The 24,804-nt window shown below is 39.1% G+C and carries 20 protein-coding genes, 3 tRNA genes and 1 rRNA gene; 6 read left to right on the top strand and 18 right to left on the bottom strand.

The features are described 5' to 3' along the window. Window positions 1-2 precede the first annotated feature (2 nt). The 4 genes from T489_RS0102525 (at window position 3) to T489_RS0102510 (ending at window position 3,784) form a co-directional block, all read left to right on the top strand. Complete coding sequence (locus T489_RS0102525; protein WP_157608036.1) at window positions 3-1,457, top strand: hypothetical protein; 1,455 nt, start codon at window positions 3-5, stop codon at window positions 1,455-1,457. A gap of 3 nt (window positions 1,458-1,460) precedes the next feature. Beyond that, on the top strand, window positions 1,461-3,497 hold the full coding sequence (locus T489_RS0102520; protein ID WP_031578464.1) for a UvrD-helicase domain-containing protein: 2,037 nt from the start codon (window positions 1,461-1,463) through the stop codon (window positions 3,495-3,497). 111 nt (window positions 3,498-3,608) lie between these two features. Then, window positions 3,609-3,685 (top strand) — tRNA-Arg (locus T489_RS0102515). A gap of 14 nt (window positions 3,686-3,699) precedes the next feature. Continuing rightward, window positions 3,700-3,784 (top strand) — tRNA-Leu (locus T489_RS0102510). A gap of 264 nt (window positions 3,785-4,048) precedes the next feature. On the opposite strand, the gene T489_RS0102505 is transcribed toward T489_RS0102510, so the two are convergent. From T489_RS0102505 to lysA, 6 genes are all read right to left on the bottom strand, one after another. Further along, window positions 4,049-4,321, bottom strand: a complete 273-nt coding sequence (locus T489_RS0102505) for a hypothetical protein (RefSeq protein WP_031578463.1) — start codon at window positions 4,319-4,321, stop codon at window positions 4,049-4,051. 86 nt (window positions 4,322-4,407) lie between these two features. After that, complete coding sequence (locus tag T489_RS0102500) at window positions 4,408-6,576, bottom strand: ATP-dependent helicase (RefSeq protein WP_031578462.1); 2,169 nt, start codon at window positions 6,574-6,576, stop codon at window positions 4,408-4,410. Between the two features lie 133 nt (window positions 6,577-6,709). Next, a complete protein-coding gene (locus T489_RS0102495) occupies window positions 6,710-7,420 on the bottom strand; it encodes an HAD-IA family hydrolase (protein ID WP_031578461.1) in 711 nt (236 codons plus the stop codon). A 130-nt stretch (window positions 7,421-7,550) separates the two neighbouring features. Next, window positions 7,551-8,510 carry a site-specific tyrosine recombinase/integron integrase gene (gene xerA / locus T489_RS0102490; RefSeq protein WP_051621725.1) on the bottom strand — a complete coding sequence of 320 codons (960 nt, stop codon included), beginning with the start codon at window positions 8,508-8,510 and terminating at the stop codon, window positions 7,551-7,553. A 75-nt stretch (window positions 8,511-8,585) separates the two neighbouring features. Next, window positions 8,586-9,416, bottom strand: a complete 831-nt coding sequence (gene dapF / locus T489_RS0102485; protein WP_198020398.1) for a diaminopimelate epimerase — start codon at window positions 9,414-9,416, stop codon at window positions 8,586-8,588. Window positions 9,417-9,435: 19 nt separating this feature from the next. Then, window positions 9,436-10,683, bottom strand: coding sequence for a diaminopimelate decarboxylase (lysA, locus tag T489_RS0102480; RefSeq protein WP_031578458.1), 1,248 nt, complete (start codon window positions 10,681-10,683; stop codon window positions 9,436-9,438). A 410-nt stretch (window positions 10,684-11,093) separates the two neighbouring features. Between lysA and T489_RS0102475 the strand changes: the two genes are divergently transcribed. Together T489_RS0102475 and T489_RS0102470 are read left to right on the top strand one after the other, a co-directional pair. Then, window positions 11,094-11,327 (top strand): hypothetical protein, encoded by a 234-nt coding sequence (locus T489_RS0102475; RefSeq protein WP_031578457.1) that lies wholly within the window; start codon window positions 11,094-11,096, stop codon window positions 11,325-11,327. 54 nt (window positions 11,328-11,381) lie between these two features. Beyond that, window positions 11,382-11,741, top strand: a complete 360-nt coding sequence (locus tag T489_RS0102470; protein ID WP_031578456.1) for a hypothetical protein — start codon at window positions 11,382-11,384, stop codon at window positions 11,739-11,741. Window positions 11,742-12,128: 387 nt separating this feature from the next. Here the strand turns inward: T489_RS0102470 and T489_RS0102460 are convergent, their stop codons facing one another. The 12 genes from T489_RS0102460 to rrf form a co-directional block, all read right to left on the bottom strand. After that, entirely contained in the window at window positions 12,129-12,338 is a 210-nt protein-coding gene (locus T489_RS0102460; protein WP_031578454.1) for an LptM family lipoprotein, read from the bottom strand. A 15-nt stretch (window positions 12,339-12,353) separates the two neighbouring features. After that, on the bottom strand, window positions 12,354-14,852 hold the full coding sequence (locus T489_RS0102455; protein ID WP_031578452.1) for a class I adenylate cyclase: 2,499 nt from the start codon (window positions 14,850-14,852) through the stop codon (window positions 12,354-12,356). A gap of 107 nt (window positions 14,853-14,959) precedes the next feature. Continuing rightward, window positions 14,960-16,138 carry a heme biosynthesis HemY N-terminal domain-containing protein gene (locus T489_RS0102450; protein WP_084155371.1) on the bottom strand — a complete coding sequence of 393 codons (1,179 nt, stop codon included), beginning with the start codon at window positions 16,136-16,138 and terminating at the stop codon, window positions 14,960-14,962. A gap of 8 nt (window positions 16,139-16,146) precedes the next feature. Further along, a complete protein-coding gene (locus T489_RS0102445) occupies window positions 16,147-17,304 on the bottom strand; it encodes a uroporphyrinogen-III C-methyltransferase (protein ID WP_031578450.1) in 1,158 nt (385 codons plus the stop codon). Between the two features lie 92 nt (window positions 17,305-17,396). After that, window positions 17,397-17,816: a hypothetical protein gene (locus T489_RS0102440; protein ID WP_031578449.1), complete on the bottom strand. Its 420-nt coding sequence runs from the start codon at window positions 17,814-17,816 to the stop codon at window positions 17,397-17,399. A 26-nt stretch (window positions 17,817-17,842) separates the two neighbouring features. Further along, window positions 17,843-19,381 carry a threonine ammonia-lyase, biosynthetic gene (gene ilvA, locus T489_RS0102435; RefSeq protein WP_031578448.1) on the bottom strand — a complete coding sequence of 513 codons (1,539 nt, stop codon included), beginning with the start codon at window positions 19,379-19,381 and terminating at the stop codon, window positions 17,843-17,845. Between the two features lie 61 nt (window positions 19,382-19,442). Beyond that, window positions 19,443-21,290: a dihydroxy-acid dehydratase gene (gene ilvD, locus T489_RS0102430; RefSeq protein ID WP_031578447.1), complete on the bottom strand. Its 1,848-nt coding sequence runs from the start codon at window positions 21,288-21,290 to the stop codon at window positions 19,443-19,445. Window positions 21,291-21,409: 119 nt separating this feature from the next. Continuing rightward, on the bottom strand, window positions 21,410-22,342 hold the full coding sequence (locus tag T489_RS0102425; protein WP_031578446.1) for a branched-chain amino acid transaminase: 933 nt from the start codon (window positions 22,340-22,342) through the stop codon (window positions 21,410-21,412). Between the two features lie 237 nt (window positions 22,343-22,579). Beyond that, window positions 22,580-23,296, bottom strand: coding sequence for a thiol:disulfide interchange protein DsbA/DsbL (locus tag T489_RS0102420; RefSeq protein WP_198020397.1), 717 nt, complete (start codon window positions 23,294-23,296; stop codon window positions 22,580-22,582). A gap of 19 nt (window positions 23,297-23,315) precedes the next feature. Next, on the bottom strand, window positions 23,316-24,323 hold the full coding sequence (locus tag T489_RS0102415) for a squalene/phytoene synthase family protein (RefSeq protein ID WP_031578444.1): 1,008 nt from the start codon (window positions 24,321-24,323) through the stop codon (window positions 23,316-23,318). Between the two features lie 232 nt (window positions 24,324-24,555). After that, window positions 24,556-24,633 (bottom strand) — tRNA-Asp (locus tag T489_RS0102410). Between the two features lie 13 nt (window positions 24,634-24,646). After that, window positions 24,647-24,761 (bottom strand): 5S ribosomal RNA (rrf, locus tag T489_RS0102405). Window positions 24,762-24,804 lie beyond the last annotated feature (43 nt).

The following is a 24,804-nucleotide window of genomic DNA, read 5'->3' as shown; positions in this document are numbered from 1 at the left end:
CAATGCATTTTAATCCCAAGGATAATACAATTCATTGCTATGGTTGCGGCTGTACCTACGATATTTTTTCATTGATAGGAATTGATTTTAATCTGCCTCACTTTCAGGATCAGCTTGATAAAGCCTGTGAACTGTTTCTTGATACCAGAAAGATCAACAATCCCAAAATAACACCTAATGAGATTACAAACATGTCAGACCGAGGAACAAAGATCGTAGATTACACATCTTTCTTCAGAATATGCGCCAAACAGGCACAAGCCACAGACTATTTTCATGAAGCGGGAATCACTGATGAAACAGTATCACGATTCAATCTCGGGTATGATCCTGAATTTTCCATTGGCAACAATCAGCAGATTAAAGCAATGATTATTCCTAACGGGCCATACGGATTCTGGGCAGTCAATACAGAAACCGACCCTGATGACGATTGCCTTTTTTATTATGGAAAAGATGCTTTATTCTGCCCGCATATTAACGATAACATAGATGACGTTTTTATAACAGACAACATTATAGATACACTGTACATGTGTCAAAGCGGAGTCTGTTCTATGGTCATTTCTAATGAAATTCAGTTAAATGAATTTGTTTATCTGCTTTCACAGCAGGTAAAAAAAAGGAATTACTATATCACTGCCGAAAGTGATAATCGCATAACCGGTCTGATTATCAGAGAACTCATTAATTATGAACAGCCAAATCATCTGATTGACCTTGCCTACCCCACAAAGTCAGTCAGTGAACTGATTATGGCCTGTCCTGACAAATTCACGGACAGGATAAGAAACATCAAAAAACTTCTGGGCATAACCCCCAGAAAACTGCTTGCACGTAAAACATATGATCTGATTTCTGATGAAACATCCTTCTGCGAAATATACTATTCCAAAGGAGTATACGGTATCTCTACCGATGTATTAACTAAACGGAAGCTTCTGTCAAACTGGATTATAGATTCTTCAGAAGACACGGATTTTATTTACCACACATGTATATCAGAATGGAATATTCTCAGTGTTGAACTTGATGCCAGAACCACTGATATCAGCAAATCATACTATTCACTTCTCCCCAAAATAGGCTTATCCGAAAACACCGGAAATCCTGATGCTGATGCCGGCAATCTCCTGACTGTGTTCGCATCTAAAAAAATCCGCAGACAGGAAGGAAGCGTACTCGTTATAAATCTCCAGAACTGCAGTGTGGAATATATAAAAAAGCTGGTCAATCGACTCATGACAGAGCTTAGAAACTACAATCATTCTATTATCTTCTTCTGTCAGGAGGATAACAGATCACTTATCGAAGAATTCTGTTGGCAGACATTCACTGTTAAGCCTGATATTGATCCTGATTCAAACGACGATGATGATTTCAGCAGTCATGACTATCGCGTCGTTGCCAACAATGCTGTCTCAGGAAAAATTCATTTTTATACCACTCTGGAGTAGCAAGTGCAACTTAATGAACAGCAGCTTGAATCTGTTTACTATATCAGCGGTCCATGTCTGGTACTGGCCGGAGCGGGGTCAGGAAAAACCCGCGTAATTACTGAAAAGATTATTCATCTGATTCAGGACTGTGGATACAAGCCGTATAACATATTCGCTGTTACCTTCACAAACAAGGCGGCCAGAGAAATGAAAGAGCGTATAAGCGCCTCTCTAAGCAGTGATACCATTAAGGGGCTGCACGTATCAACATTTCACTCCGTAGGTTTGGATATTCTGAGGCAGGAGCATCATTACGCAGGTATCAGGCCTAATTTTACTCTTTTTGACGAATATGATCAGATGACTGTTATCAAGGAAATTCTGCAGGAACTGCAGGGAACCTATGCAGATAAGGATCATCTTAAAGACGAATGTCAGTTCTGGCAGAACAAAATCAGCAGCTACAAAAACGACCTTATCGGATATGACGAAATTGACCAGGAGCTCAATGACACCAACCAATTAGCAGCCATTATCTACAAGCGCTATGAAGAAACGCTCAGAGCCATAAACGCAGTGGATTTCGATGACCTAATTTATTTACCTGTACGAATGTTTCAGAATCATGAAACAGTTCTGGAAAAATGGAGACAGCGAGTAAGATACCTGCTGGTAGACGAATATCAGGATACCAATGCAAGCCAGTACCAGCTTATAAAACTGCTGGTAGCCAAACGTCAGAGATTTACCGTTGTTGGAGATGATGACCAGTCAATATATTCATGGAGAGGTGCAAGACCGCAGAATATCAGTCTGCTTAGAGAAGACTTCCCAGAACTTAAGGTTATTATGCTGGAACAGAATTATCGTTCATGCGGACGTATTTTGAAATGCGCCAACCAGCTTATATCTCAGAATAAACATGACTTCGTTAAACAGCTTCATTCTAAACTGGATTATGGTGCAAGAATAAACGTTATAGAAGTGCCTGACGCTTCTCTTGAAGGAAAAACACTGGTAACCGAACTTCTGGCTCATCATTACATGAATAAGACCAAATACAGTGATTACGCCATTCTGTATCGAGGAAATTATCAATCAAGAGAAATTCAAAAAGCATTACAGGAAAGCAATATACCATTCAGAGTCGTTGGCGGAACAAGTTTCTTCGCTCAGGCTGAAATCAAGGATTTCATGAGTTACCTGAGAATTATAGCCAACGATGACGATGATAAAGCATTCTTACGCATAATCAATATTCCCAAAAGAGAGATTGGACCGACATCAATAAGCTATCTTGATACGTTTGCGAAAAAATACGGCATCTCGCTGCTTCAGGCCTGTAATCATCCTGAACTTATAAATGAAGTAAAACCAAAAACCGTTGCAATCTTCAGAAGCTTTTACGATATGATTGACAGTATAAGAACTGATTTAAATGGTGCCGAATGGGAAAAACATCTTGAAGAACTGCCAGAACGACTTGGATATACTGACTGGCTTTATCTTGATTCAAGCAGTGAAAAAGCAGCAGAAGTACGTTTGGAAAACGTAAGAACCCTCCTTAAATGGGTGAACAATGCCGTTAACGGAGATGATAATGAATTCATTGGAGACATGCTGATAAATGACGCCATCAATAAGTTGTGCGTAAGAGAACTGCTGGACAGAAATGAGGAAGAATATGAACTGGAAGAAGTTCAACTCATGACTCTGCATTCATCAAAAGGTCTTGAATTTCCATATGTGTTTCTTATAGGAATGGAAGAAGGATTGCTTCCTCATGAAACCAGTATAGAAGAAAACAATATTGAAGAAGAAAGGCGTTTAGCATATGTCGGTATTACCAGAGCCAAAAAAGAACTATATCTGATGTACTGCAAAAACAGAAAATCCAGAAAAAGACTTGAAACCAAAGTTGAACCCAGCAGATTTCTCTTTGAACTTCCTGAAGAAGATCTGCATTGGCCTGCAAAATTAAAAGATAATCGTACTGAAGAAGAAAAAAAACAGACTATGGACAGCCTGTTTGAACAATTATTAAACACTTTAAAGTAAAAAGATGAAAATATCGCCTAAAAATTCACATTTCAGGATTTTTGGTAGTAAAATTATGCAAAGAGTGGTTGACATGCAGTCATAAGTATTTATAATTGTACTTCGTTGACTACTTCCGTAGCTCAGTTGGATAGAGCATCGCCCTCCGATGGCGGAGGTCGCGGGTTCGACTCCCGCCGGGAGTGCCAGTATACAAGACAATGCGAATGTGGCGAAATTGGTAGACGCGCTAGGTTCAGGTCTTAGTGCCGCGAGGCATAAGGGTTCGAGTCCCTTCATTCGCACCATATCTTTTTAATATCTTTATATTCCTCTTTAATCGATTCTTAGCTTGTTGGTTTTAAATTTTTTTTGTTTCTTGACAATATAGAATTTCACCTATATCAGACATGTCGGTAATGAGCTTCAGAAATAACCTTTTACGAAATTATTCAGTATTATTCTAAAAATCGTCAAAGACGGGCTGATTCGTATGCGTGTAAGTAATTAGGGTTATTTAAAATTGAAGCTCACTGTGCTACACCACAGTGAGTTTTTGATGTTGTAAAGGTTTAGTCCTCGGAAGCTGTTTCAGCCTGACGCAAGTCTTCCAGATTATTTGACCTGCATGAACTGCCTTCAGTGTTATCATCAGTAGACGGTTCTTTACATTTAGCGGAACCACCGCTGATAAGACCGAGTTCTCTCAATTTGCTGATTCTTTTCAAATAGGTCTTATACGATATTCCCTGTTCTGAAGTCCACTGCGTGGTGCTTAGACCGCGGCTCTGCTGTTCATAATACTGATTCAGCCACTGCTGATGCCTTGAATGTGTTTTAGTCATAAGATTATCTCCGTAAAATACGGTGACATCTTAAAGCGTTGTTTTTGGAAAATGAATAACCCTAATTGCTTACACTGATTCGCCTGTTATCTTGAATTGTAAACGTAATATTCCAGATAATCCTTGTCCAGTTCATCGAAAAACATACTAGCTCCCCCCGAAAAGAAATTACCGAAACTCATTCTCATATCAGCAAAGGTAAGCACAAGGTTGTTTTTTGCCCTGGTTATAGCCACATACGCAAGTCTTCGTTCTTCATCGAGCTTCTTGCTATCTCCAAATGAATATTTGTTGATTCCGTGAGGCATAAGTCCTTCCTCAAATCCGGCAACAATCACACACGGAAATTCCAAACCTTTGGCACTATGTATGGTCATGAGATTAACACCGGTATCCCCTGAATCATCATCATTTTTAGAGTTACCAAGATCATTATCTCCGTTCATAGCAACGGTTGTAACAAAACCTCGAAGAATATCTTTTGGGGTCAGCGCCTGTCTATCTGAAACATGTTCCTCCGGAGCAGAAACGGTATCAGCTGACGGTTCAGGCAGTATGTTTTTTTCTTTCCTGTTTTCCGCAATATCACTTACATTCTGAGCGCTGTTTTCGTTCTCTGTAACAGAGTCTTCATCAGGGAAATCCAGCTTGTTATCAAAATCCTCTACATCCAGATTACTGATTACGTCAACAAGTTCTCTGATGTTATTACTGCGATTCAATTCATCATGGTTTTCATCAATATCTTTCTGACGATAATATTCTATAAGTCCGCATTCCACCAAAAGGTTCATAACCTGATCACCAATACCGAAATCTCTGCTCTTTTCATCGAATTCATTCCCTGCTCTCAGAATAAAATCGACAAAATTCTTTATACCCAGTGATTTCTTATTGGCCTTGCAGTAAAGCATACATGCATCAAATAATGATACCCCCTGCTGTGAAGCAACAGTTTTAATTTTAGATAAGGTAACTTTACCTATCTTACGTGATGGAACGTTAATAATACGTTCAAGAGAAGCATCATCTTCATGATCCAGAATAAGACTAAGATAGGACAGAGTATTCTTTATTTCCTCTCTATCATAGAATCGCAAACCTCCGATAATCCGGTGAGGAATTCCAGCATTCACAAATGCAGATTCAATAGCTCTTGACTGCATATTAGTACGATATAAAACAGCAAAATCTGAATTTTTATAATGATATGCCGCTTTGTACTTCTTAATAATCTGCGCAATGATTTCCGCTTCCTTGTCAGGACTACCCGTCTGAATTACTCTGACCTTATTTGTATCATGTCTTTCAGTAATCAGGTTCTTTTCCGTAAATCTTGACTGGTTATAACCAATAAGCTTGTTGGCATTAGCAAGAATGGCACTGGTTGAACGATAATTTCTGATAAGCTTATGTAATGTTACGTGAGGATAATCATTATAAAATCTATTGAGAATATCCATTACCGCTCCGCGCCAACCGTAAATCGACTGATCATCGTCACCTACAATTAAAACATTACTGTTCTCTCCGCTTATGAGCTTTAACCATTCATACTGAATTGAATTTGTATCCTGAAATTCATCAACCAGAATCTGTTTGAATTTTCCATTCAGAAAATTCTTTACATCCGGATTGGAACGCAACAGTTCCACACATCTTAGAATCAGCTCGGAAAAATCCAGAACATTTGTTTTATTACACTTATCCTGATAAAGAGCATATACATCATCAAGCTTATAAATATCGCTTAACCCGCCAAAATCATGATGAGGTCTAAGCCCCTTATCCTTAAGTTCTGAAATGTATGATGCGTACTGTTTTGGGGAAATCTCCTTTGTCTTTTCAATTTCCAGTTCCTCAAAACACTCCTTAACAACTCTGGTCTGTTCCGCAGTATCCAGAATCTTAAAGTTTGGTCTCAAACCTGCCTGATTCGCAAAATTTCTCAGGATCTTGCAGCAGGCTCCGTGGAAGGTACAGCACCACAGATATCTAGTATTCTGTTCACCGATAAAATCATGAATTCGCTGATTCATTTCCTTAGCAGCCTTATTGGTAAAGGTCACCGCAAGAATGTTATGAGACTGAATCTGATGTCTGATAATAAGATACGCCAGTCTTCTTACCAGAACCGTGGTTTTTCCGGTTCCCGCACCAGCTATTATCAGCATGTTTGATAACGGCGAAGTTACAGCCTTAAGCTGTTCCGGATTCAACCCCTTAACGATATTATCAACAAATCCTAATGACATTATGACAAACTCTCTTTACATAAAACAAGTTCTGGTCTGAACTCAAAAAAGCAAATCATGTAATTCATACATTTTTGATTTACAAAACCATGTTATATTTATTATACTCGATATCCACCCAAACTTATCATTATTACAGCAATAAATCCGTTAGTTCAGCGATATTGTTTATACACACATGAGGCAAAATTCTTAACTCAGAATTGTCACAGTGATACTGAGTCTGGCGAACACTCATTGCCCCCGCTTTTATCGCACCTAAAACATCAGTATTCTCGTTATCTCCGATGTGACAGACTTCAGATATGTCTACTCCGACATACATTGCCGCATAAAGAAACATGGCAGGATTAGGTTTTGAAGGCATATTCACCGCAGCAAGTATAACTTCATCAAAACAATCTTCGTATCTGGCCAGCTTCGGGCTGGAATTTCCGTTAGTAAGACCTATCAGGGGATATCGTTGTTTTAAACGATATAAAACATCTAATGTTTCACGTGGAACATTAATGCGTGAACGGACTTTTATAAAATCATGCATCAGATCCTCAGCTATAGCCCCGGAGTCATCAGACGACTTACCTGCTCGCAGAAGCAGTTCCTTGAAAATAAAGTACCTGAGCATTGAAACATCGTACTCAAGTTCAGGACATACAGATAACATCTCCTGACGTACAGAGGAATAGACCTCATTGCTTAACCTGTTACCGTCCAGATATTCAACTCCAATTCTGGTTTTAATGTAATCTTCAGCATAATCAATCACAGGACCATTATCGTATAAGGTATCATCGAGATCCAATGTGAGCACACGAGGTGTATGCCAGTCACGATAAAAAATCATAGAAATCTCCACCCCCGTCTCATAAATTCACATAAAAAATACACGGCCTGTTTTCTGCTTATTTTAACTGATATTCACTATTTTATCCGATAATAAATATAAAACGGAATAAACAAACAGAACCACTTTTCTATTCTTTCTGCTCTGAAGTATTACCATCCATTAAAGCCAGAGGATGAGCTTTAGTATAAACATCTTTAAGTCTTTCAATATCCAGATGGAGATATATCTGTGTCACCGACAGGGAAGTATGCCCCAAAATTTCCTGAACAACTCGTATGTCTGCCCCTCCTGCCAACATTTCTGTAGCAAAGGAGTGTCTCAATTTATGTGGAGTAATCTTTAAAGGAATATCTGCGGTCAGCCCCATCTTTTTTATTGAAATCTGTACTGCTCTGGTTGTCATCTGTTCCCCGAATCTGTTTACAAACAGATAATCACAGTCAGGTGCTGCCAGCAGATCCCTCACAGCGAACCATTCCATCATTGCCTGGAGGGAATAACTGCCGAATGGTACTATTCTTTCTTTATTGCCTTTACCGATAATTCTGATTTCCATCTTCTCAAAATCAATATCACTGATTTGAATACTCACCAACTCGGAAACACGGACTCCACTGGCAAAAAGAAGTTCTACTATTGCCCGATCGCGATAATCCTTAGGAGACGGATCATCAGGTAATCTGGATAATTTTTCGAATTGTTCGTATGTAAGATAAGCAGGAAGATCAGCTGTAAATTTCGGAGTTTTTATGTCAGCCATGGGATTAATCTTTATCTGTCCCATTAACACCAGATACTTATAAAAACTTTTTAGTGTGCTTACCAGATGAGCTCTTGAACGATTGCTGATATTTTCCTTTTTGGAAACAAGAGATGTTGTTTCTCTGATCCCCAATCTTAGATCATGTTCTGATGCATCGGCAAATGAGGTTAATTCAGACAACTTTTTATTTAGAACTTCTATAAAATGATGAAGTTCCCTTTCATAGCTTTTAACGGTATGAGCGCTGTATCTTTTTTCGTAAGTAAGATAATTAATGAAATCAGATACTTCCTCGTAAAAAAGGCTGTACTTTGTATTCTGCATAATCCATTCTCCAACGGTTAAGCCAATGGCTACGGTATAATGGAAACCTGCAGAGGTATAAGTGAATCAATGTAATTAAAATTCAATTACACCATCATAAACTAGAGTCGCAGAACCTTTCATCATTACCGGATAACCTTCCCCCTGCCACTCTATCGTAAGTTCACCGCCATCAGAAATAACGGTAACAGGAGATTTTAAAACCCCCTGTTCTATACCAACTGCAACTGCGGCACAAGCACCTGTTCCACATGAAAGGTTTTCACCGTTCCCGCGTTCATAAACCCTTAATTTAATTTTATGTACGTTAATCACCTGCATGAAACCGACATTTGCTTTTTCAGGAAAACGTTCGTGAACTGATATCTTTTCCCCTAATCCTAAAACGTCAGCAGTATTAATATCATCTACAGTAAGAATGCAGTGAGGATTTCCGGTAAAAACCACTCCGCACAGTATATGACTGGAATCAACCTGCAGAAGGTATGTCTTGGTACGATTCTGCGCTCTGAACGGAATTTTTGCAGGTTCAAATACGGGATTCCCCATATTAACAAGAACCTGATTGTCATTGAGCATGGTCAGCACCAGTTTACCGCCCAATGTGCTGACGTGGATATCCCGATGGTTAATAAGTCTTTTCTGAGTTACAAACATTGCAAGACATCTGGCACCATTTCCCCCCATTTGGATTTCCGTACCGTCTGAATTGTAAATCCGATAATGGAAATCCATCTCTGGATCGTAGGGAGGTTCAACTACAAGCAGATGATCAAACCCCACTCCGAATCTGCGATCGGCAAGACTTTTAATCTTGTTCTCAGACATGAAAAACTTCTGGGTAACGGCATCGATTACCATAAAATCAGTGCCACAACCATGCATCTTGGAAAAATTTATCAGCATATCCACTCAGCTTACATGATTAAAGTTTGTGTTCGTTACGCCATAAATCAGATACTGATTCACGATCACGAATCACATGTACTTTGCCTCCTTCAACCATTAACTCTGCAGCTCTAGGGCGAGAATTATAATTTGAAGACATGGCAAAGCCATAAGCACCTGCACCATGCATAACCAGAAAATCGCCTTCCTGAACCTTTAAAGATCTTTCCTTACCAAGGAAGTCACCTGTCTCACAGATAGGACCTACAACGTTATACACGTTTTCTGGACGATCAAGGTTATGATCCGCTTCTTCAATACGCATCCAAGCACTATAAAGTGAAGGTCTGATCATATCATTCATAGCAGCATCAACTATACAGAAATTGCATACTTCACCCTGCTTCAGATACTCACATCTGGTAACCAGTACACCTGCATTTGCGACCATTGATCTTCCAGGTTCACATATAAGCTTTAAATTTCTGCCTGCAAGCTTTGACTTAACAACCTTCAGATAATCACTGACAGCAGGAGGTACTTCATCCTTATAAACCACACCGAGACCACCACCTATATCGATGTGTTCAAGCTGAATCCTCTCAGCAGCAAGTCTGTCAACAAGAGCCAGAATACGATCCAGAGCATCCACAAACGGTGTAAGAGAAGTCAACTGAGAACCGATATGACAGTCAATACCAATAACTTTTACGCCTTCAAGAGTAGCAGCATGTTTATATAATTCAAAAGCTGTTTCAACAGGTACACCGAATTTGTTGTTCTTTAACCCGGTTGAAATATACGGATGAGTTCCTGCATCAACATCCGGATTTACACGAATTGAAATAGGAGCTTTGACTTTCTTTGAAATTGCAATACTGTTAATACGTTCAAGTTCAGCCGGAGATTCAACATTAAAACACAGAATCTGCTGATCCAGAGCATATTCGATTTCACTAAAAGTTTTTGCCACACCGGAATATACAACTTTCTTAGGATCTCCACCCGCTTCGATAACACGTGCAAGTTCACCGCCAGACACAATATCAAAGCCTGTTCCCAGAGAAGCCATTAACTGTAAAATGGCAATGTTACTGTTAGCCTTAACTGCATAACATACTAAGTGCTCCACATCTGAGCTTGCGGCATTATAAGCATTCAGATGCTCTTCAAGCTGAGCCTTAGAATAAATATACAGAGGTGTGCCATATTTCTGTGCCAGTTCCTTAACTGCCAAATCCTCTACAGAAACCAACCCATTACTTTTAGTTGAAATAAAACTCATATAAACTCCCGACTGAGTATTGTCCTTATCAATAACCGGAGGAAAAATACGACCACTCCCCGTTTTTTCAAATTTTACTATATTTTGGAAAACTTGTTATATTTTTATGCAAATACCATACACATTATGATGTTTTTGTGTAAAACAACTTAACTTTTTTCTTCCTCAGTATAAAGCATGTTTTTTATATTGTCCGCCATATGATTATTACATCATCAGTTAAACCCGGCAGCACGTAGGCACATTATTATCATGGATAATTTTTATCTTCACCTGCATATCTCTCTCCATTAATAAAAAAGGTACGTTTTTAGAAAAATATCGTTCACATGACTTCCTATACTTGTAACTGTTAAGGGATGAAAAACCTAACTGAAACAAAATCATCTAAACAATGGAGAATAAAAATTATGTCAAAATCATTTTCTTACTCAGGTCACGGGTACACCTCAAGAGGTACCGCATCACGTTCATCCGGCTCTTCACATACGTTTTCAGGCACCACCCGTTACTCTAGCGGTTATTCCCGCAGCTACCACGGCAGCGTAAACTTTAACGGTGACAGATACAAATGTACAACACATTACAGTGACGGCACTACAAAATATCACTCAGGATCAATTAAAGGAGGCAGCGGCAGGTAACTTTCTGGCAGATCATTACAACCATTTACAACTAACAATAACAGGACAACATATATGAAATTAATTATCTTAATTATTATAGCAATCATTATGGATGCGACATTACATCCCGCATTGGCTGAATCTGACATAAAGGCATGCATTAAATTTCAGAGACAGGATTATTCGTGGAGTCATGCCTACGCTGTCAGAGGTTTTACAATAAGCGGTTACGATCTTAACAGATTCGCACGCGAAAAAGGTTATAAAGCCCATTACAGCAGCTATTCAACCTACTTTATCGTTCCATGGGACAATGGTGGGTATATTAGTCTGGACATCGGTAGCAGTTATGTACCTTCATATGAGAAAATTGTTACGGACCAGAACAGTATCAACTGGAAAATCAAAGAAGGGGGGAATTACTGCGACTGAGATAAGGAAAAAAGTCTGATGAATATTCTAAAATATTTGCCAGCTGTTCTACTGTTAAGCGTTTGGGCTAATTCTGGCTGCTCAGGCGTTCAGTATAGCAGGCATAACTATTATCAAAACACACATAAACAACAGAAATATAAACATTATGATATAAATGATGTTTTTCAGCCGGTTATTGACGTTTTAGATCAGAAAACCAGGTCTATGCAGGAAAGAAGCATGCAGTACCGCCGAGCATCAGAAGACATAAGAAGAACAAACAATATGAACTGCTTGGGTAAACCATTCTGTACTATGCTATAAAGATCTGCGTAAAAATGCCGGTTGCATATCTGATACTGCCGGCATGAGAGTCTCTTTTATATTCGGAATTCAAAAACTGAATCAATCTGAATTTTCTGATTTGTTCCCCGAGCCTTCAGCATCCTTTTCTGCTACGGTGTTTTCACTCTGCACTTCATTTACCTGTACCGTTTTATTCTTCTGTTCTCTATCCTCGGGTAGATACAGGGAGCCTCTAAGACCGCAGGCCTGAGTCATCAGCATGGCAGTAACAGCGACTGCCCCCACCAAAAATATTTTTTTGTTCAACATAACGGAATTACCTCATTAAAGCGGAGATATCGTATTATTGGCTACGTCAACAAGGAAGAATTGAGGAAGATTAAAGTACTGACGATATTTGTGCTTCTCTTTTTCCTTGGCAAATTTGCTCTGACTGTGAGTATAGTATGATGTTATATCCAGAATCAGTTCGCTTATTGAAGCCTTGAAATTGTCATAAATTTTCAATTCCTGATTTTCAGATGAATTAAAAATCTGATAAGAATCATTATCATTCTTCACAAAGAAGTACTGAGTCAGGCCATACATGCAGTTTGCCTCTATTATGGACGGAACCAAATCCTTATTAGCCTCTCCGCCATTAATGATTTCAGCTTTTATAGGATTCTTCTCCTTCACTTCCTCCGCCCTGACAAGATTCATTGCTCGTGAGTTGAACTGCAGAATATAATCAACTTTGCCGATGGTTATGTTTTTGCTGGTCAAAAGTTTTTTATGCAGATTGTTCATGCACAGGTTAATCAGATTTTCCATATCAGGTCTGACCATAACATCCCCCATGTGTGTACTGAAATCAAGTACAGTGGTGGATACAGGCAATGCTGCACCTGGTATAAAAATATGGGACATTTCTTTAAGAAAATCCACTACGGCATCCTGACCTTCGTAATGATTACAGATAATCTCATTCCATGAGTTAGACATAATCACTGATAAGGATCCAATTAAACACTCATTTGAATTACCATAGGAAAAAGTGCTCATTGAAGATCTGTCCATTCCCCCCTGGAATTTGTGATTTCTGGTAGGGTCCTGAGTAAAATTAACAAGAACTATCATGGTTTTAACATTAGTAACACCGAGCAGACTGTTATTTCCCACTACAGAAGGATAGTTCTCAAACTGGGATTTTAATTCATTGCATATTCCACGTACTCTTTCTGAAGTAATGTTTTTATTAGGAGTATGCACCTCAATGACTGTCTTTTTGTTAATCAGAGCATTAAAGTAGCACGTAGCTACTGCAGATACCAGATTACTGAAATAAAAAATCGGAGGAGTACCAATAAGTGAAGGATCATTAAGAGATTTGTTGTATACATACCACCCTTTCTTCAGTACGGTACTGTCTCTTGCCTCAATAAAGGAAATATTCTTTTCAGCCAAATTAAGCTTGTTACTGAGCAGATACTGTTTAACCTTGCCGGGGAAACTGTCAAATACCACGAACAGTTTACGGGAAAGAACACTGAGATCCCTGTAGCTGATGGCATCGGTAACTTTGTATTCCACACCGAAAGTAAGCAGAGCATGGTAACTTTGAATCATCACATTAAACACACGCTGATATATATTAACCACATCAACAATGTTCCATGTGTTTCTATTGCTTAGTCGGCCAACTGTTTCCATACTCCATCCCCATGCTTCTATCATATTGTTGATTAGAGTACGGCGCCCGGCCTGAGCCTGAGGATCTACTATCTTTGCAAATCCTTCATTGATCTTCTGGAAGAAACAGATTCTCAGAAGTTCCAGTCTTTCATAGTCATTATGATTTCTCAGGAACCTGCTGATTTTTTCAAAAACCATGTAGTAACTGTCAAGGTTCAGACTGTAGCCTTCATTATTCTGCATCCAGTCCTTGACTCTCATGGAAATCAGCTGTGTCTGCGGATATTCGGCACTATAGGTTTCCATAAGCAGTATTTTTATTGAAGCTTTAAAAGGTGAATCAATTCCTTTGTAAAGCAACCATAAAGCGGCACCATAATACTCATTGGAAGGAATATCACCTATACATCCAAGATCCAGCCACTCATCGCGAGAGATAATTCTTTTGGCGTACAGTTGCCTCACATATTCATTGTAATCATGCTCATGGCTACATGGAACTATCATCCAGGTCAGCATCTTTCCTGCTACACATATGGCACTGCGATAAAATTCATCTAAAAGGAACATATGCAGAGCTGTGCCACAGTTTTCCTCATCGACCCCCATTCCGCAATCAATAAGGTCTTCTGCGTTCTTTTTGTCTACATTGAGATGCTGTTTAAACTTATCCGTTTTCACGATAAAGAAATTGACGTCCAGCTTATATTCACTGCTTGCAGCCATTTCTTTTATGAATTTACACTTTTTCTCTAAAAGTCTTATGCGTTCATTGGGCATGTATTCTGACACACACACCCAGTAATCAAAATCAGAGTTTGGACTCTGCCCCACTGAAGCTGTACTACCCATGCAGTACAAACCAAGAATAGATTCTTCTGCTGTATTGATGTCTATAACTGATGCTGTAGCGACAGAATAATCATCTAAAACCTGTCGCTGAATATCATTGAGTTTGAAGTTGCAGATACCATGTGGCACATCACCGGCCAGCGCACATGGAACAGCTGAATTGTTCAGATGTAGCATGAGAGGAACCAGATTGAAAAACAGTTTCCCTTTTTCATTTACAAATTCCTGAGCTTTAGCTAGACGATATTCGTTTAATTCACGATATCTCTGCTCATATAATTTGACTTTACTAAACAATTCAAAAACCCATTATACGAATACAGCCTTTACCAGAATAACTGACCAAGGCTGTATGGATTAACTACTTACTTAAATTGTACTACATATGTGACATATATCAAATATTAATCATCATTTTGAGCCTGTTTATAGTACATTGCAGCCTTCTGATACCCGCCCAAACGCTGATAACATTGAGCTAAACGACTGAAATAATCCGAACACGGAGCACTGGTAACCAGTTTTTCATACAAATCCACAGCTTTCTCATATTCGTTCATATTCATATACATGTTAGCAAGAGCAGACATAAGATCCGTGTTATTAAGATGTTCAGATTCATTCTTCTTTAACTTTTTCTCAAAGTATTCAGTCAGCTTATGATTTGCTGTATTCCATTGAGATAAATTGTTGTATATTCTTGAAGAATCAACCGTACTCTTCAGGGATCTCATTATTATCTTTTCTGCTTTAACCTCTTCACCGAAGCGGTTATAAGCCAAAGCAAAAGCATTTGATACGTCAATGTTATCGCATATATCGTCAGGCAAATCATTGAACATCTGATCTACAACATATCTGTCGTTAGCTCCTTTTATCTGTTCAACAATCTTCTCGGAAACATAACGTCTGTATGAATCATCCGACAGCAGACCATTACTTAAGAATTCTTTACGGTTTTCAACAATTTCATTGAACTTCCCCATACGTTCAAGACATTTGTAGTACAGTGAAGAAATCATCTTTGAAGGTTTACCGGTTCTTCTCAAAGAGGTAATGATGTTCAGAGCCTTTTCGTTTTCTCCGGCTTCAAGATACATTTTTACCCTTAAAATACTGATTGCTTCGGCATGACCACTGAGAACCTTCTGAGCCTCATTAAACAGCTTATTACTGGCCTCGATGTTGCCGCTCTTATAATTAGCAACAACACCTAAAATAATGTTCACATACTGAACATCACTCCACTTTTTCCCTTTTTCCGCTAAAGCAGCAGCGCCGGCATAATCACCTTCAATGTACTTTGAAATGGCATTCTCAAGAATCTTTTTGGATTTATCGGAACGGCTGTTTCCATACCAGCTCAGCAATCCTTTTCTAACCTTAAAGATTCTACCGATAACAGCTGTCAGCAGGTATACAGCAAGATAGGCAAGAATCAGAATAATAACCATTGAAACCAGACTCAGCTGAATCACATGACTTCCGGTATCAATGTACACAAAACCCTGATTATTTGCCAGCATAGGCGCCGCTATCATTAAACCTGCGAGCACCAGAAGCATTATCACTAATTTAACCATTCTAGATCCTACTTTCCTGAAAACTCGTTAATAAAATTACTGATTTCCACAGTACTGTTAAGATATTTCACATCTTCTGTGGCAATCTTTTCAGAAGCGGTTTCAGTAATTCCCTTGAGTGTATTCACAACAACCGGATCCGTATTATCAAAATACTTTTCTACCAGTTCATGAGCTTTAGTCAGGTACTGTGTATACAATTCCTGTTCTCTGTAGAAACAGGCCTTTGCCGCCAGAAGAAGATAGTTTTCAAGATTTGCCCTGAGAAAAGCTTCATTATCCGGAGCTATTAAAGCAGTATCGGTTACTTCCTTTCTCTTGATAACCACAAAACTGTTAACAAATGAACTGAATGAAGCCTTAAGATTGCCCCACCAGTCATCCACATTTCCTGAAACTTCACTGCTTTCAAGCAAATCAACCTTCTTTAAGCCTTTGATTCTCATCTTAGATACATTACCGATGAGCTCATTAATGCGCAACAGAGTCTTTTCATGATCAATTGAAGGAATGTTACCAAGAACATTCAGATCTGAAGCAATGCTTTCTCTTATTTTTCTTGTGCGAGGATCGTTTATACCTGCAATTACGGTATCAGCCTCCTTAAGCAAAGAAATCGCAGTAACGTAATCGCGATCTATAACCACCTTTCTGTTAGCAAGAGTAAGCAGATATTTGGCATCAAATACCGCCCAGCTCAGATTAACGGTTTTTTCTTCACCGAGCTTTGCATTAATCTTGGCTATTTCCGCCTGAATGGCACTAAAGGAATTATCAATTCCCGATAGCTGTGCATTTACACTTCCCAAAGCACCTGAATCAAGCTTTGTACTGAGTCCGCCGGCAATATTTTTTACTGACGAATCCATGGCACTCATACTGCTCTTCAAATTGCTGATATCACTGCTGTAATCAATCTGGGGAGGAATCTTAACTTCAGGACGGGTTAATTCATAACCGGCAAATCCAAAAAGCATTACTGCCAGTACAAATATACATACCGTGTTTCGTCTCTGCTTTCCCTGTAGTCTCTCTAATGACTCCAGAAATTCACCTTCATTCTGGTTTTCGTAGGTCTTACTTGCTTCAGCCCCCTCACTTACTCCTTCGTTTTCAGTGGTGTTATCTGCTACTTTAAGATCTTCTGTCATATCTTCTTTGCTCATGGCATTTCCATAATTTTTTTAATACAAGAACTAGAGAGTATTATAACAAAAAAGAAATGCTAAATAGACAAACACACCGGGGGTTTTGCGTATTAATTGAACTGTGTTTTAGAAATTTTGATTAATCTTGAAATATCACTGACTTCAGCCTCACCACAGACATTTATCAGGACAGCATAGTCATCTTCCCTGCTGACCACTGTGGCACATGGCAAATTACCAACATAGCTGTATTCCCATCCTTTAATCTTTGGAACAGGTCGAAGGTTTTTTCCTTTGACGTTCTTCATAAACTCCAAAGCTATGTTTCTAGTGCTTTGATTGGGATTTGAAAGTTTATATTTGTAATACGAGAATTCCGCTTTAGGGACTGCTTTTTCAAAAAAGATATAGCCGGCCTGTCGAGAGGACAGCTTCCAGTCTGCAGGAATCTCGTCATTTGCTGATAAGACATCGGGTAACAATGTCGACATCAGTACCAGAATTCCATATATACTGAAAGTTTTCTTCATAGGTCCGGCTTTCTTTTCTAATCTTATTAAGGTTTCATGTACTGAGTATATGAAAGGTCATCAGACACGTCATTATACTCATAACCAAGCTCATTAAGATGACGGTTAAGTTCATCTACTTCACTATCATCAACTTCAAATGCACACAGCACACTGCCGTATTCCATACCGCGTGAACGATAGTGGAACATGGTAATGTTATACTCAGTTCCTACTGTTTCAAGGAAATTAAGTAAAGCATCACGCACTTCAGGGAATTCAAATACGTAAGCTCTTTCATTTACCTTAACAGGAGTATGACCACCTATCATATAGCGAACATGATTCTTTGCCAGTATATTGTTGGTCATGTCTGATACTTCGTATCCTGCATTTCTGAGACTTTCAATAATACTGTCAAGTTCTTCCCTGCCGTTTGTCAGATGAACTGACACAAAAATTCTGGCAGAATCAACCTTAGCAAAACGGTAGTTGAATTCTGTTACTGCCCTGCCCCCGAGTTTCTTGCAAAATTCAAGGAATGCACCTTTCTTTTCAGGAATCTTAACAGAAATTATACCTTCACCCATTTCACCAATTTCGCAACGTTCTGAAACGAAACGAAGAGTATGGAACTTGGTGTTGGCTCCTGAGAGAATGGCTGCCATGGTTACTGATTCATCATTTTTGAGCTCAGGATGAAGCTTAACATACTTCTTCAGACCGGCCAAAGACAGAGCACCACTAGGTTCTGAAATAGCGCGGGTATCTTCGAAGATATCTTTCATGGCTGCGCAGATTTCATCATTGGTACAGGTAATAATATCATCTATACTGTCTTTCAAGACTCTGAATGTTTCGTCACCAATTCTCTTTACAGCCACACCATCAGCAAACAAAGATACTCGGTCGAGAGTTACAGGCTCTCCGCTCTTGAGTGCTGCTTCAAGACAGGCGCTTCCGTCAGATTCAACAGCAATAACTTTAACACTAGGCATTACCTGTTTAATGTATACAGCTACACCTGCGGCAAGTCCACCACCGCCGACCTGAACAAATACATGGGTTATATGAGAATCCTGCTTTAAAAGTTCCTGTGCAATAGTTCCCTGACCAGCAATAACGTCGGCATCATCATATGGAGGAATTAAAGTATATCCTTTATCCTTTGAGATACGGATGCATTCTGCATACGCTTCATCGAATGTTGCTCCAAAAAGAACAACGTTACCACCTAAACGTCTTACCGCATCAACCTTAATATCAGGAGTAGAATTCGGCATAACAATAGTAGCCTTGATTCCAAGCTTTTTACCTGTTAAAGCTACCCCCTGAGCATGATTACCAGCAGAGGCTGCAATAACCCCTTTGGCAAGCTGTTCCTTGGTCAGACCGGCAATCTTATTGTAGGCGCCACGAAGCTTAAATGAATGAACTGACTGGAGATCTTCTCTTTTGATAAGGACGTTAACACCTACTTTTTCGCTAACCTTATCAAGTCTCTGCAAAGGCGTTACCTTCGCCACGTCGTAAACTGGAGAAAGAAGTATCTTACGGAGATACTCTTCTTTTGTTGGCTGTTCCATTTTTATCTATCCTTTAAATACGACAGCCATAAATGACTGTCGATATCATAAAAGCTTTATATTAAAGCTTGCTGACGTCTCTTACACCGCCCTTATCAGCACTTGATGCTAAAGCAGCATAAGCCTTTAAGGCTCCTGAAACAACACGCTGTCTGTTCAGAGGTTTCCAAGCCTTGTTACCTAATGCTTCCATTTCAGCACGACGCTTCTGTAATTCTTCATCAGAAATACGTACTGCAATAGTTCTGTTAGGAATATCGATATCAATAATATCATTTTCCTTGATAAGACCGATATTACCACCGTTAGCAGCTTCAGGGGATACATGACCGATTGATAAACCAGAGGTACCACCAGAGAAACGACCATCGGTAATCAGAGCACACTGCTTTCCTAAACCTACAGACTTAAGGTAAGAAGTAGGATACAGCATTTCCTGCATACCTGGACCACCCTTAGGACCTTCGTAACGAATGATAACTACATCACCTGCTTTGATCTTGCCACCGAGAATGCCGTTAACAGCATCTTCCTGACTTTCAAATATACGCGCAGGACCGCTAAACTTATAAATTGAAGGATCTACACCTGCGGTCTTAACGATACAGCCGTTAATTGCTAAATTACCATAAAGAACAGCTAAACCACCGTCCTGGTTATACGCATTTTCCTTGGATCTTATACAACCATTAACACGATCAGTATCCGCTTCATCATATACTTTGCTCTGGCTGAAAGGACTTATATTCACAACTCCGCCTGGAGCAGCGAGGTACATCTTTCGAACATCTTCTGAAGCATTACGATCAATTGAATACTGATCAAGTTCCTCACCCATGGTTATACCTAAACAGGTATGAACATCCCTGTGAATAAGTCCGCTTTTATCCAGCTGACCAAGTATGGCCATGATGCCGCCAGCTCTGTGAACATCTTCCATGTGGTAAACAGAAGTTGATGGAGCAACTTTACAGATGTGAGGAACATGTCTTGAAAGGCGATCAATATCCTTCATGGTAAAATCAACACCAGCTTCCTGAGCTACAGCCAAAAGATGAAGAACAGTGTTGGTTGACCCCCCCATAGCAATATCAAGAGTCATTGCATTTTCAAATGCAGCCTTTGTTGCAATGCTGCGAGGTAAAACAGATTCATCATCGTGTTCATAGTAATCCTTGGCCATCTTAACAATACGCTTAGCGGCGTTTACGAACAGATCACGACGGAAAACATGAGATGCCAACAGAGAACCGTTACCAGGCTGAGAAAGACCTAATGCTTCGGTCAAACAGTTCATTGAATTCGCAGTAAACATGCCTGAGCATGAACCACATGTCGGACATCCGTAATTTTCAGCGATGTTTATCTGTTCATCAGTAATATTCTTATCAGCTGCCATAACCATAATATCAATAAGGTCGAGCTTCGAATGACCGGCAATAGGTTCCTTAACCTTACCGGCTTCCATTGGACCGCCTGATACAAAAATGGTAGGAATATTCAAACGCATGGCGGCAATAAGCATGCCTGGAGTTACTTTATCGCAGTTTGAAATACAAACAAGCGCATCTGCCTTATGGGCATTACATGAGTATTCAACGCTATCCGCGATAATTTCACGGCTAGGTAATGAATACAACATACCAGAATGTCCCATGGCAATACCGTCATCCACTGCAATGGTGTTGAATTCTTTAGCTATACCACCGGCCTTTTCAATTTCCTTGACAACTAACTGACCGATATCATGAAGATGAACATGACCCGGAACAAACTGAGTAAAAGAATTGGCAACAGCAATAATCGGCTTACCGAAATCACCATCCTTAACCCCGGTAGCACGCCATAATGCTCTAGCGCCAGCCATGTTACGACCTTCGGTAGTTACAGAGGAACGATATTTAGGCATACTTAGCTCCATTTATAAAATAAGAAAACAAAAATCAATTTGTATAATAATAAAGAAACCAAAAGCTATTGTAAACAATGAACTTTTGGCTTCGGTTAATACGGATAATGTAAAGCTGATTACTTATTTACAGGATATAACCAGTTCCACTTATCTTCTGTCTGACCATTGAACAAGCCAAAGAAAGCATTCTGTAATTTTTCAGTGATTGGACCACGAGCACCACAACCAACAGAAAGACCGTCAACACTGCTTACAGGTGTAATTTCAGCAGCAGAACCAGTCATAAATACTTCATCAGCAAGGTATAAAGCCTCTCTTGGAATTCTTTCTTCTCTTACTTCAATACCGAGATCCTTGGCAAGCTTCATTACACAGTCTCTTGTAATACCTGGTAACAGACTGCAGGTAATAGGAGCAGTATAGATTACGCCATCCTTAATCAGGAACACGTTTTCGCCAGAACCTTCTGCAAGGAAGCCCTGAACATCAAGAGCAATACCTTCAGTGTATCCGTTTTGCTTAGCTTCGTTAGAAATTAACAGAGAAGAAAGGTAATTACCACCAGCCTTTGCACCGGTTGGAATAGTGTTCGGAGCAAGTCTGTTCCAAGATGAAACACCAACTGCCACACCCTTCTTCATGCCTTCCTCACCGAGATAAGCTCCCCAAGGCACAACACCGATAATAACTTCAATCTTAGCATCTGCAGGAGGCTTAACACCAAGACCAACATCACCGATGAAAGCCAGAGGACGAATATAACCTGCTTCGATACCATTTTCTCTTACAGTCTTGCAGCATGCTTCACATAACTCGTCAAGAGTGTAAGGAATATTGATACGATAAATATGAGCGGAATTAAGAAGACGCTGCATATGTTCACGAAGTCTGAAAATAATAGTTCCGTTAGGAGTCTTATAGAAACGAAGACCTTCAAATACAGAGGTACCATAATGAAGAGCATGGGTCATTACATGAACCTTTGCTTCATTCCAAGGAACCATTTCACCATTAAACCAAATATACTTAGTTGTTGCTTTTACTGACATACATTCATCCTAATATTCTTAAAGACTTGAATGCTTAAACATTTGCACAGTTACATTCAAAAAAAATTTCAAACATTGGTATTTTACATCAGATACAAGTTAAATGTTATACCTAGAATTAAAAAACATTAAAAAATGTCAATTACATTAAAAAACATCAAATAAATAAATTAAACAACAATAAAAAACCGCATTATCAATATTATGATAATGCGGTTACCAGCTTAATTTATTATACTATTTCTTATCAGAATTTTTTGAGTCATCAAGAGTGAGTAAATAATTTACCAGAGCAAGATATTCGTCAGTACCATTAATTGAACCTGTAACAATTTTGTATTTCTTATTAACAATAACAGTAGGAACACCTTCTATTCCCATATCGTCAGCCAACTGATCATACTGGCTAACCTGACTCATAACAGGGAAAGACTTGTACTGTGCTTCAAAAGTTTCCGCAGGTACCCCTAATTCCTCAAACCAGGCAACAATATCCTCATGCTTCTGAGGAACCTGATGTTTGTTAAATATATTGTCATCGACTTTATCAACAAAAGCGTCTGTAACTCTAAGATTTACTGCTGATGCATACGCCCTCTGCATTTCAGGTCCCATAGGCCCGCCCAGATACTTTACATGATTACCAACAAAAGCAACATCTTCAGGTAAAGCAAGGCTCACTTGTCTGATAACAGGAAGAAAAGCATGGCAATGACCACAGAAGAAAGAGAAGAATTCACGAATTTCCTTATTTTCAGAAACTTCAGCGCCTTCAATAACTTTATAATGAACACCTTCTTCAAACTTTGTTGTAACCTTCTTTGAAGCTTCCAGAAGTTCCTGAGGTGTATCATATACAACTGGTGATTCTCCATTGTCTGCAGCTAAGGCAGATGAAACAGAAAAAGCTAAAACTGATAGAATAGCGGTAATCTTCTTCATACTAAATAACATAATAAACCTCATCACAAAATTATTTCCAGAAACTAACTTTTTTACTAATCTCTTCGCAATTTCTGATAGTTGGAGAAAGCTTTGTTCCTGAACAACGCTTAGTCATAAAATCAATCGCGTAATTACACCAGCCAAAATATTTGTAGAAAAAGTAAAGTTTTTTAACTTCTTTTCTGGTTATTTTAATTTCCTTAGAATCTTTAAAACCAGGATTAGCCTGAATGTTTCTAAGAGTGAGTATAGCCATGGCATTAGTTAATAGACAAAATCTCCTAATACCTAACTGTAAGACAGGCATTCTCTTAATAAATTCCATAGACTGTAAACAATGTCCGTAAGCAAGAGAAATATATTCCTGAACTTTGGCATCTCTATCAGGATCATCATTCTTGATAGGTAGCCATGTTACACCACGTTTTAAATCGTCCCAAACATCTTTTAGTATATTAGTTAACTGGAGAGCTTCGCCAAAAGAAACGGCATACGGTAGCTGCGAATCAAGATTTTTCTTCATGGCAGGACAATGTTCTGCAAAAAGAGAAATAAGAAGCTCACCAACGACACCAGCTACGCTATAGCAGTAATGATCCACTTCATCAACTGAATCGATCTTTGCCCATCGTTCAATCTGAGACATTCCCTTTGCCATGATTGTTACGGTATGTCTTAAAATGTACTGAACTTCTGAAGAGTAGGAATAGTACCTACCTACAACTTCAGGAATTGCAGCCATCAATTCATTTTCATGCTCATTAGATGAACTTCTTACAAGCTCACATATCTCTTTTGTCCACTGCTCAAGTCCTATAGGGGAGGAAAGCAAGGAAGCAAACTTATTCATGTGAAACTTTTTTAATTCATTATCCAAATAAACGGCATCTTCAATAGTATCTGTTATTCTACATAATAAATATGAATTACCAACCCAATCCTCCAACTCCTTAGGAAGCAAGGGGATGGTAAGCGCAAAAGTTCTAGATACCGTAGATAAAAAATACTGCTGACGCTCTAATGTAAGTACTTGCATAATAAAATCACTTCTAAAAAAACATTCACTGTGATTATACAGAAAAATAAAAATATAAAAGATTTAATTAAAGACTTTTATAAAAATTTAAACAGTCTATCACTATTTTAAAAATAAGCCCAGAATATCCGAAAATAGCTAATCTCAGGTTCATCAAACAAAATATACAATAAATAAAAGGAATACAGTAGAAACAAAAAAACCGACTGTAAAAGTCGGTCCTCTGAATTAGTGGCGGAACGGACGGGGCTCGAACCCGCGACCTCCTGCGTGACAGGCAGGCATTCTAACCAAGCTGAACTACCGCTCCGCATAAAAAAAATGCCTGGCAATGACCTACTCTCACATAGCGAATGCTACACTACCATCGGCGTGACCGCTTTTCACTTCTGTGTTCGGAATGGGAACAGGTGGTTCAACAGCACTATCTTTACCAGGCGTATCCTGTACAATTTATCAGCTTACTTATCCGAGCCCTTCT

The sequence above is a fragment of the Ruminobacter sp. RM87 genome (genome assembly GCF_000701925.1).
GTDB lineage: Bacteria > Pseudomonadota > Gammaproteobacteria > Enterobacterales > Succinivibrionaceae > Ruminobacter > Ruminobacter amylophilus.
The sequence above is the reverse complement of the archived record's forward strand: the minus strand, read 5'-3'. Positions and strand labels throughout refer to the sequence as shown.

Bases quoted from the DNA above. Each gene is read 5' to 3' on its own strand.
- T489_RS0102440 (WP_031578449.1), bottom strand. From the start codon at position 17,816: ATGAAGAAAACTTTCAGTATATATGGAATTCTGGTACTGATGTCGACA.
- T489_RS0102450 (WP_084155371.1), bottom strand. From the start codon at position 16,138: ATGGTTAAATTAGTGATAATGCTTCTGGTGCTCGCAGGTTTAATGATA.
- ilvA (WP_031578448.1), bottom strand. From the start codon at position 19,381: ATGGAACAGCCAACAAAAGAAGAGTATCTCCGTAAGATACTTCTTTCT.
- T489_RS0102425 (WP_031578446.1), bottom strand. From the start codon at position 22,342: ATGTCAGTAAAAGCAACAACTAAGTATATTTGGTTTAATGGTGAAATG.
- T489_RS0102470 (WP_031578456.1), top strand. From the start codon at position 11,382: ATGAAATTAATTATCTTAATTATTATAGCAATCATTATGGATGCGACA.
- T489_RS0102420 (WP_198020397.1), bottom strand. From the start codon at position 23,296: ATGTTATTTAGTATGAAGAAGATTACCGCTATTCTATCAGTTTTAGCT.
- T489_RS0102445 (WP_031578450.1), bottom strand. From the start codon at position 17,304: ATGAGCAAAGAAGATATGACAGAAGATCTTAAAGTAGCAGATAACACC.
- T489_RS0102505 (WP_031578463.1), bottom strand. From the start codon at position 4,321: ATGACTAAAACACATTCAAGGCATCAGCAGTGGCTGAATCAGTATTAT.
- T489_RS0102460 (WP_031578454.1), bottom strand. From the start codon at position 12,338: ATGTTGAACAAAAAAATATTTTTGGTGGGGGCAGTCGCTGTTACTGCC.
- dapF (WP_198020398.1), bottom strand. From the start codon at position 9,416: ATGCTGATAAATTTTTCCAAGATGCATGGTTGTGGCACTGATTTTATG.
- T489_RS0102500 (WP_031578462.1), bottom strand. From the start codon at position 6,576: ATGTCATTAGGATTTGTTGATAATATCGTTAAGGGGTTGAATCCGGAA.
- T489_RS0102475 (WP_031578457.1), top strand. From the start codon at position 11,094: ATGTCAAAATCATTTTCTTACTCAGGTCACGGGTACACCTCAAGAGGT.
- T489_RS0102415 (WP_031578444.1), bottom strand. From the start codon at position 24,323: ATGCAAGTACTTACATTAGAGCGTCAGCAGTATTTTTTATCTACGGTA.
- lysA (WP_031578458.1), bottom strand. From the start codon at position 10,683: ATGAGTTTTATTTCAACTAAAAGTAATGGGTTGGTTTCTGTAGAGGAT.
- xerA (WP_051621725.1), bottom strand. From the start codon at position 8,510: ATGCAGAATACAAAGTACAGCCTTTTTTACGAGGAAGTATCTGATTTC.
- T489_RS0102495 (WP_031578461.1), bottom strand. From the start codon at position 7,420: ATGATTTTTTATCGTGACTGGCATACACCTCGTGTGCTCACATTGGAT.
- ilvD (WP_031578447.1), bottom strand. From the start codon at position 21,290: ATGCCTAAATATCGTTCCTCTGTAACTACCGAAGGTCGTAACATGGCT.
- T489_RS0102525 (WP_157608036.1), top strand. From the start codon at position 3: ATGCATTTTAATCCCAAGGATAATACAATTCATTGCTATGGTTGCGGC.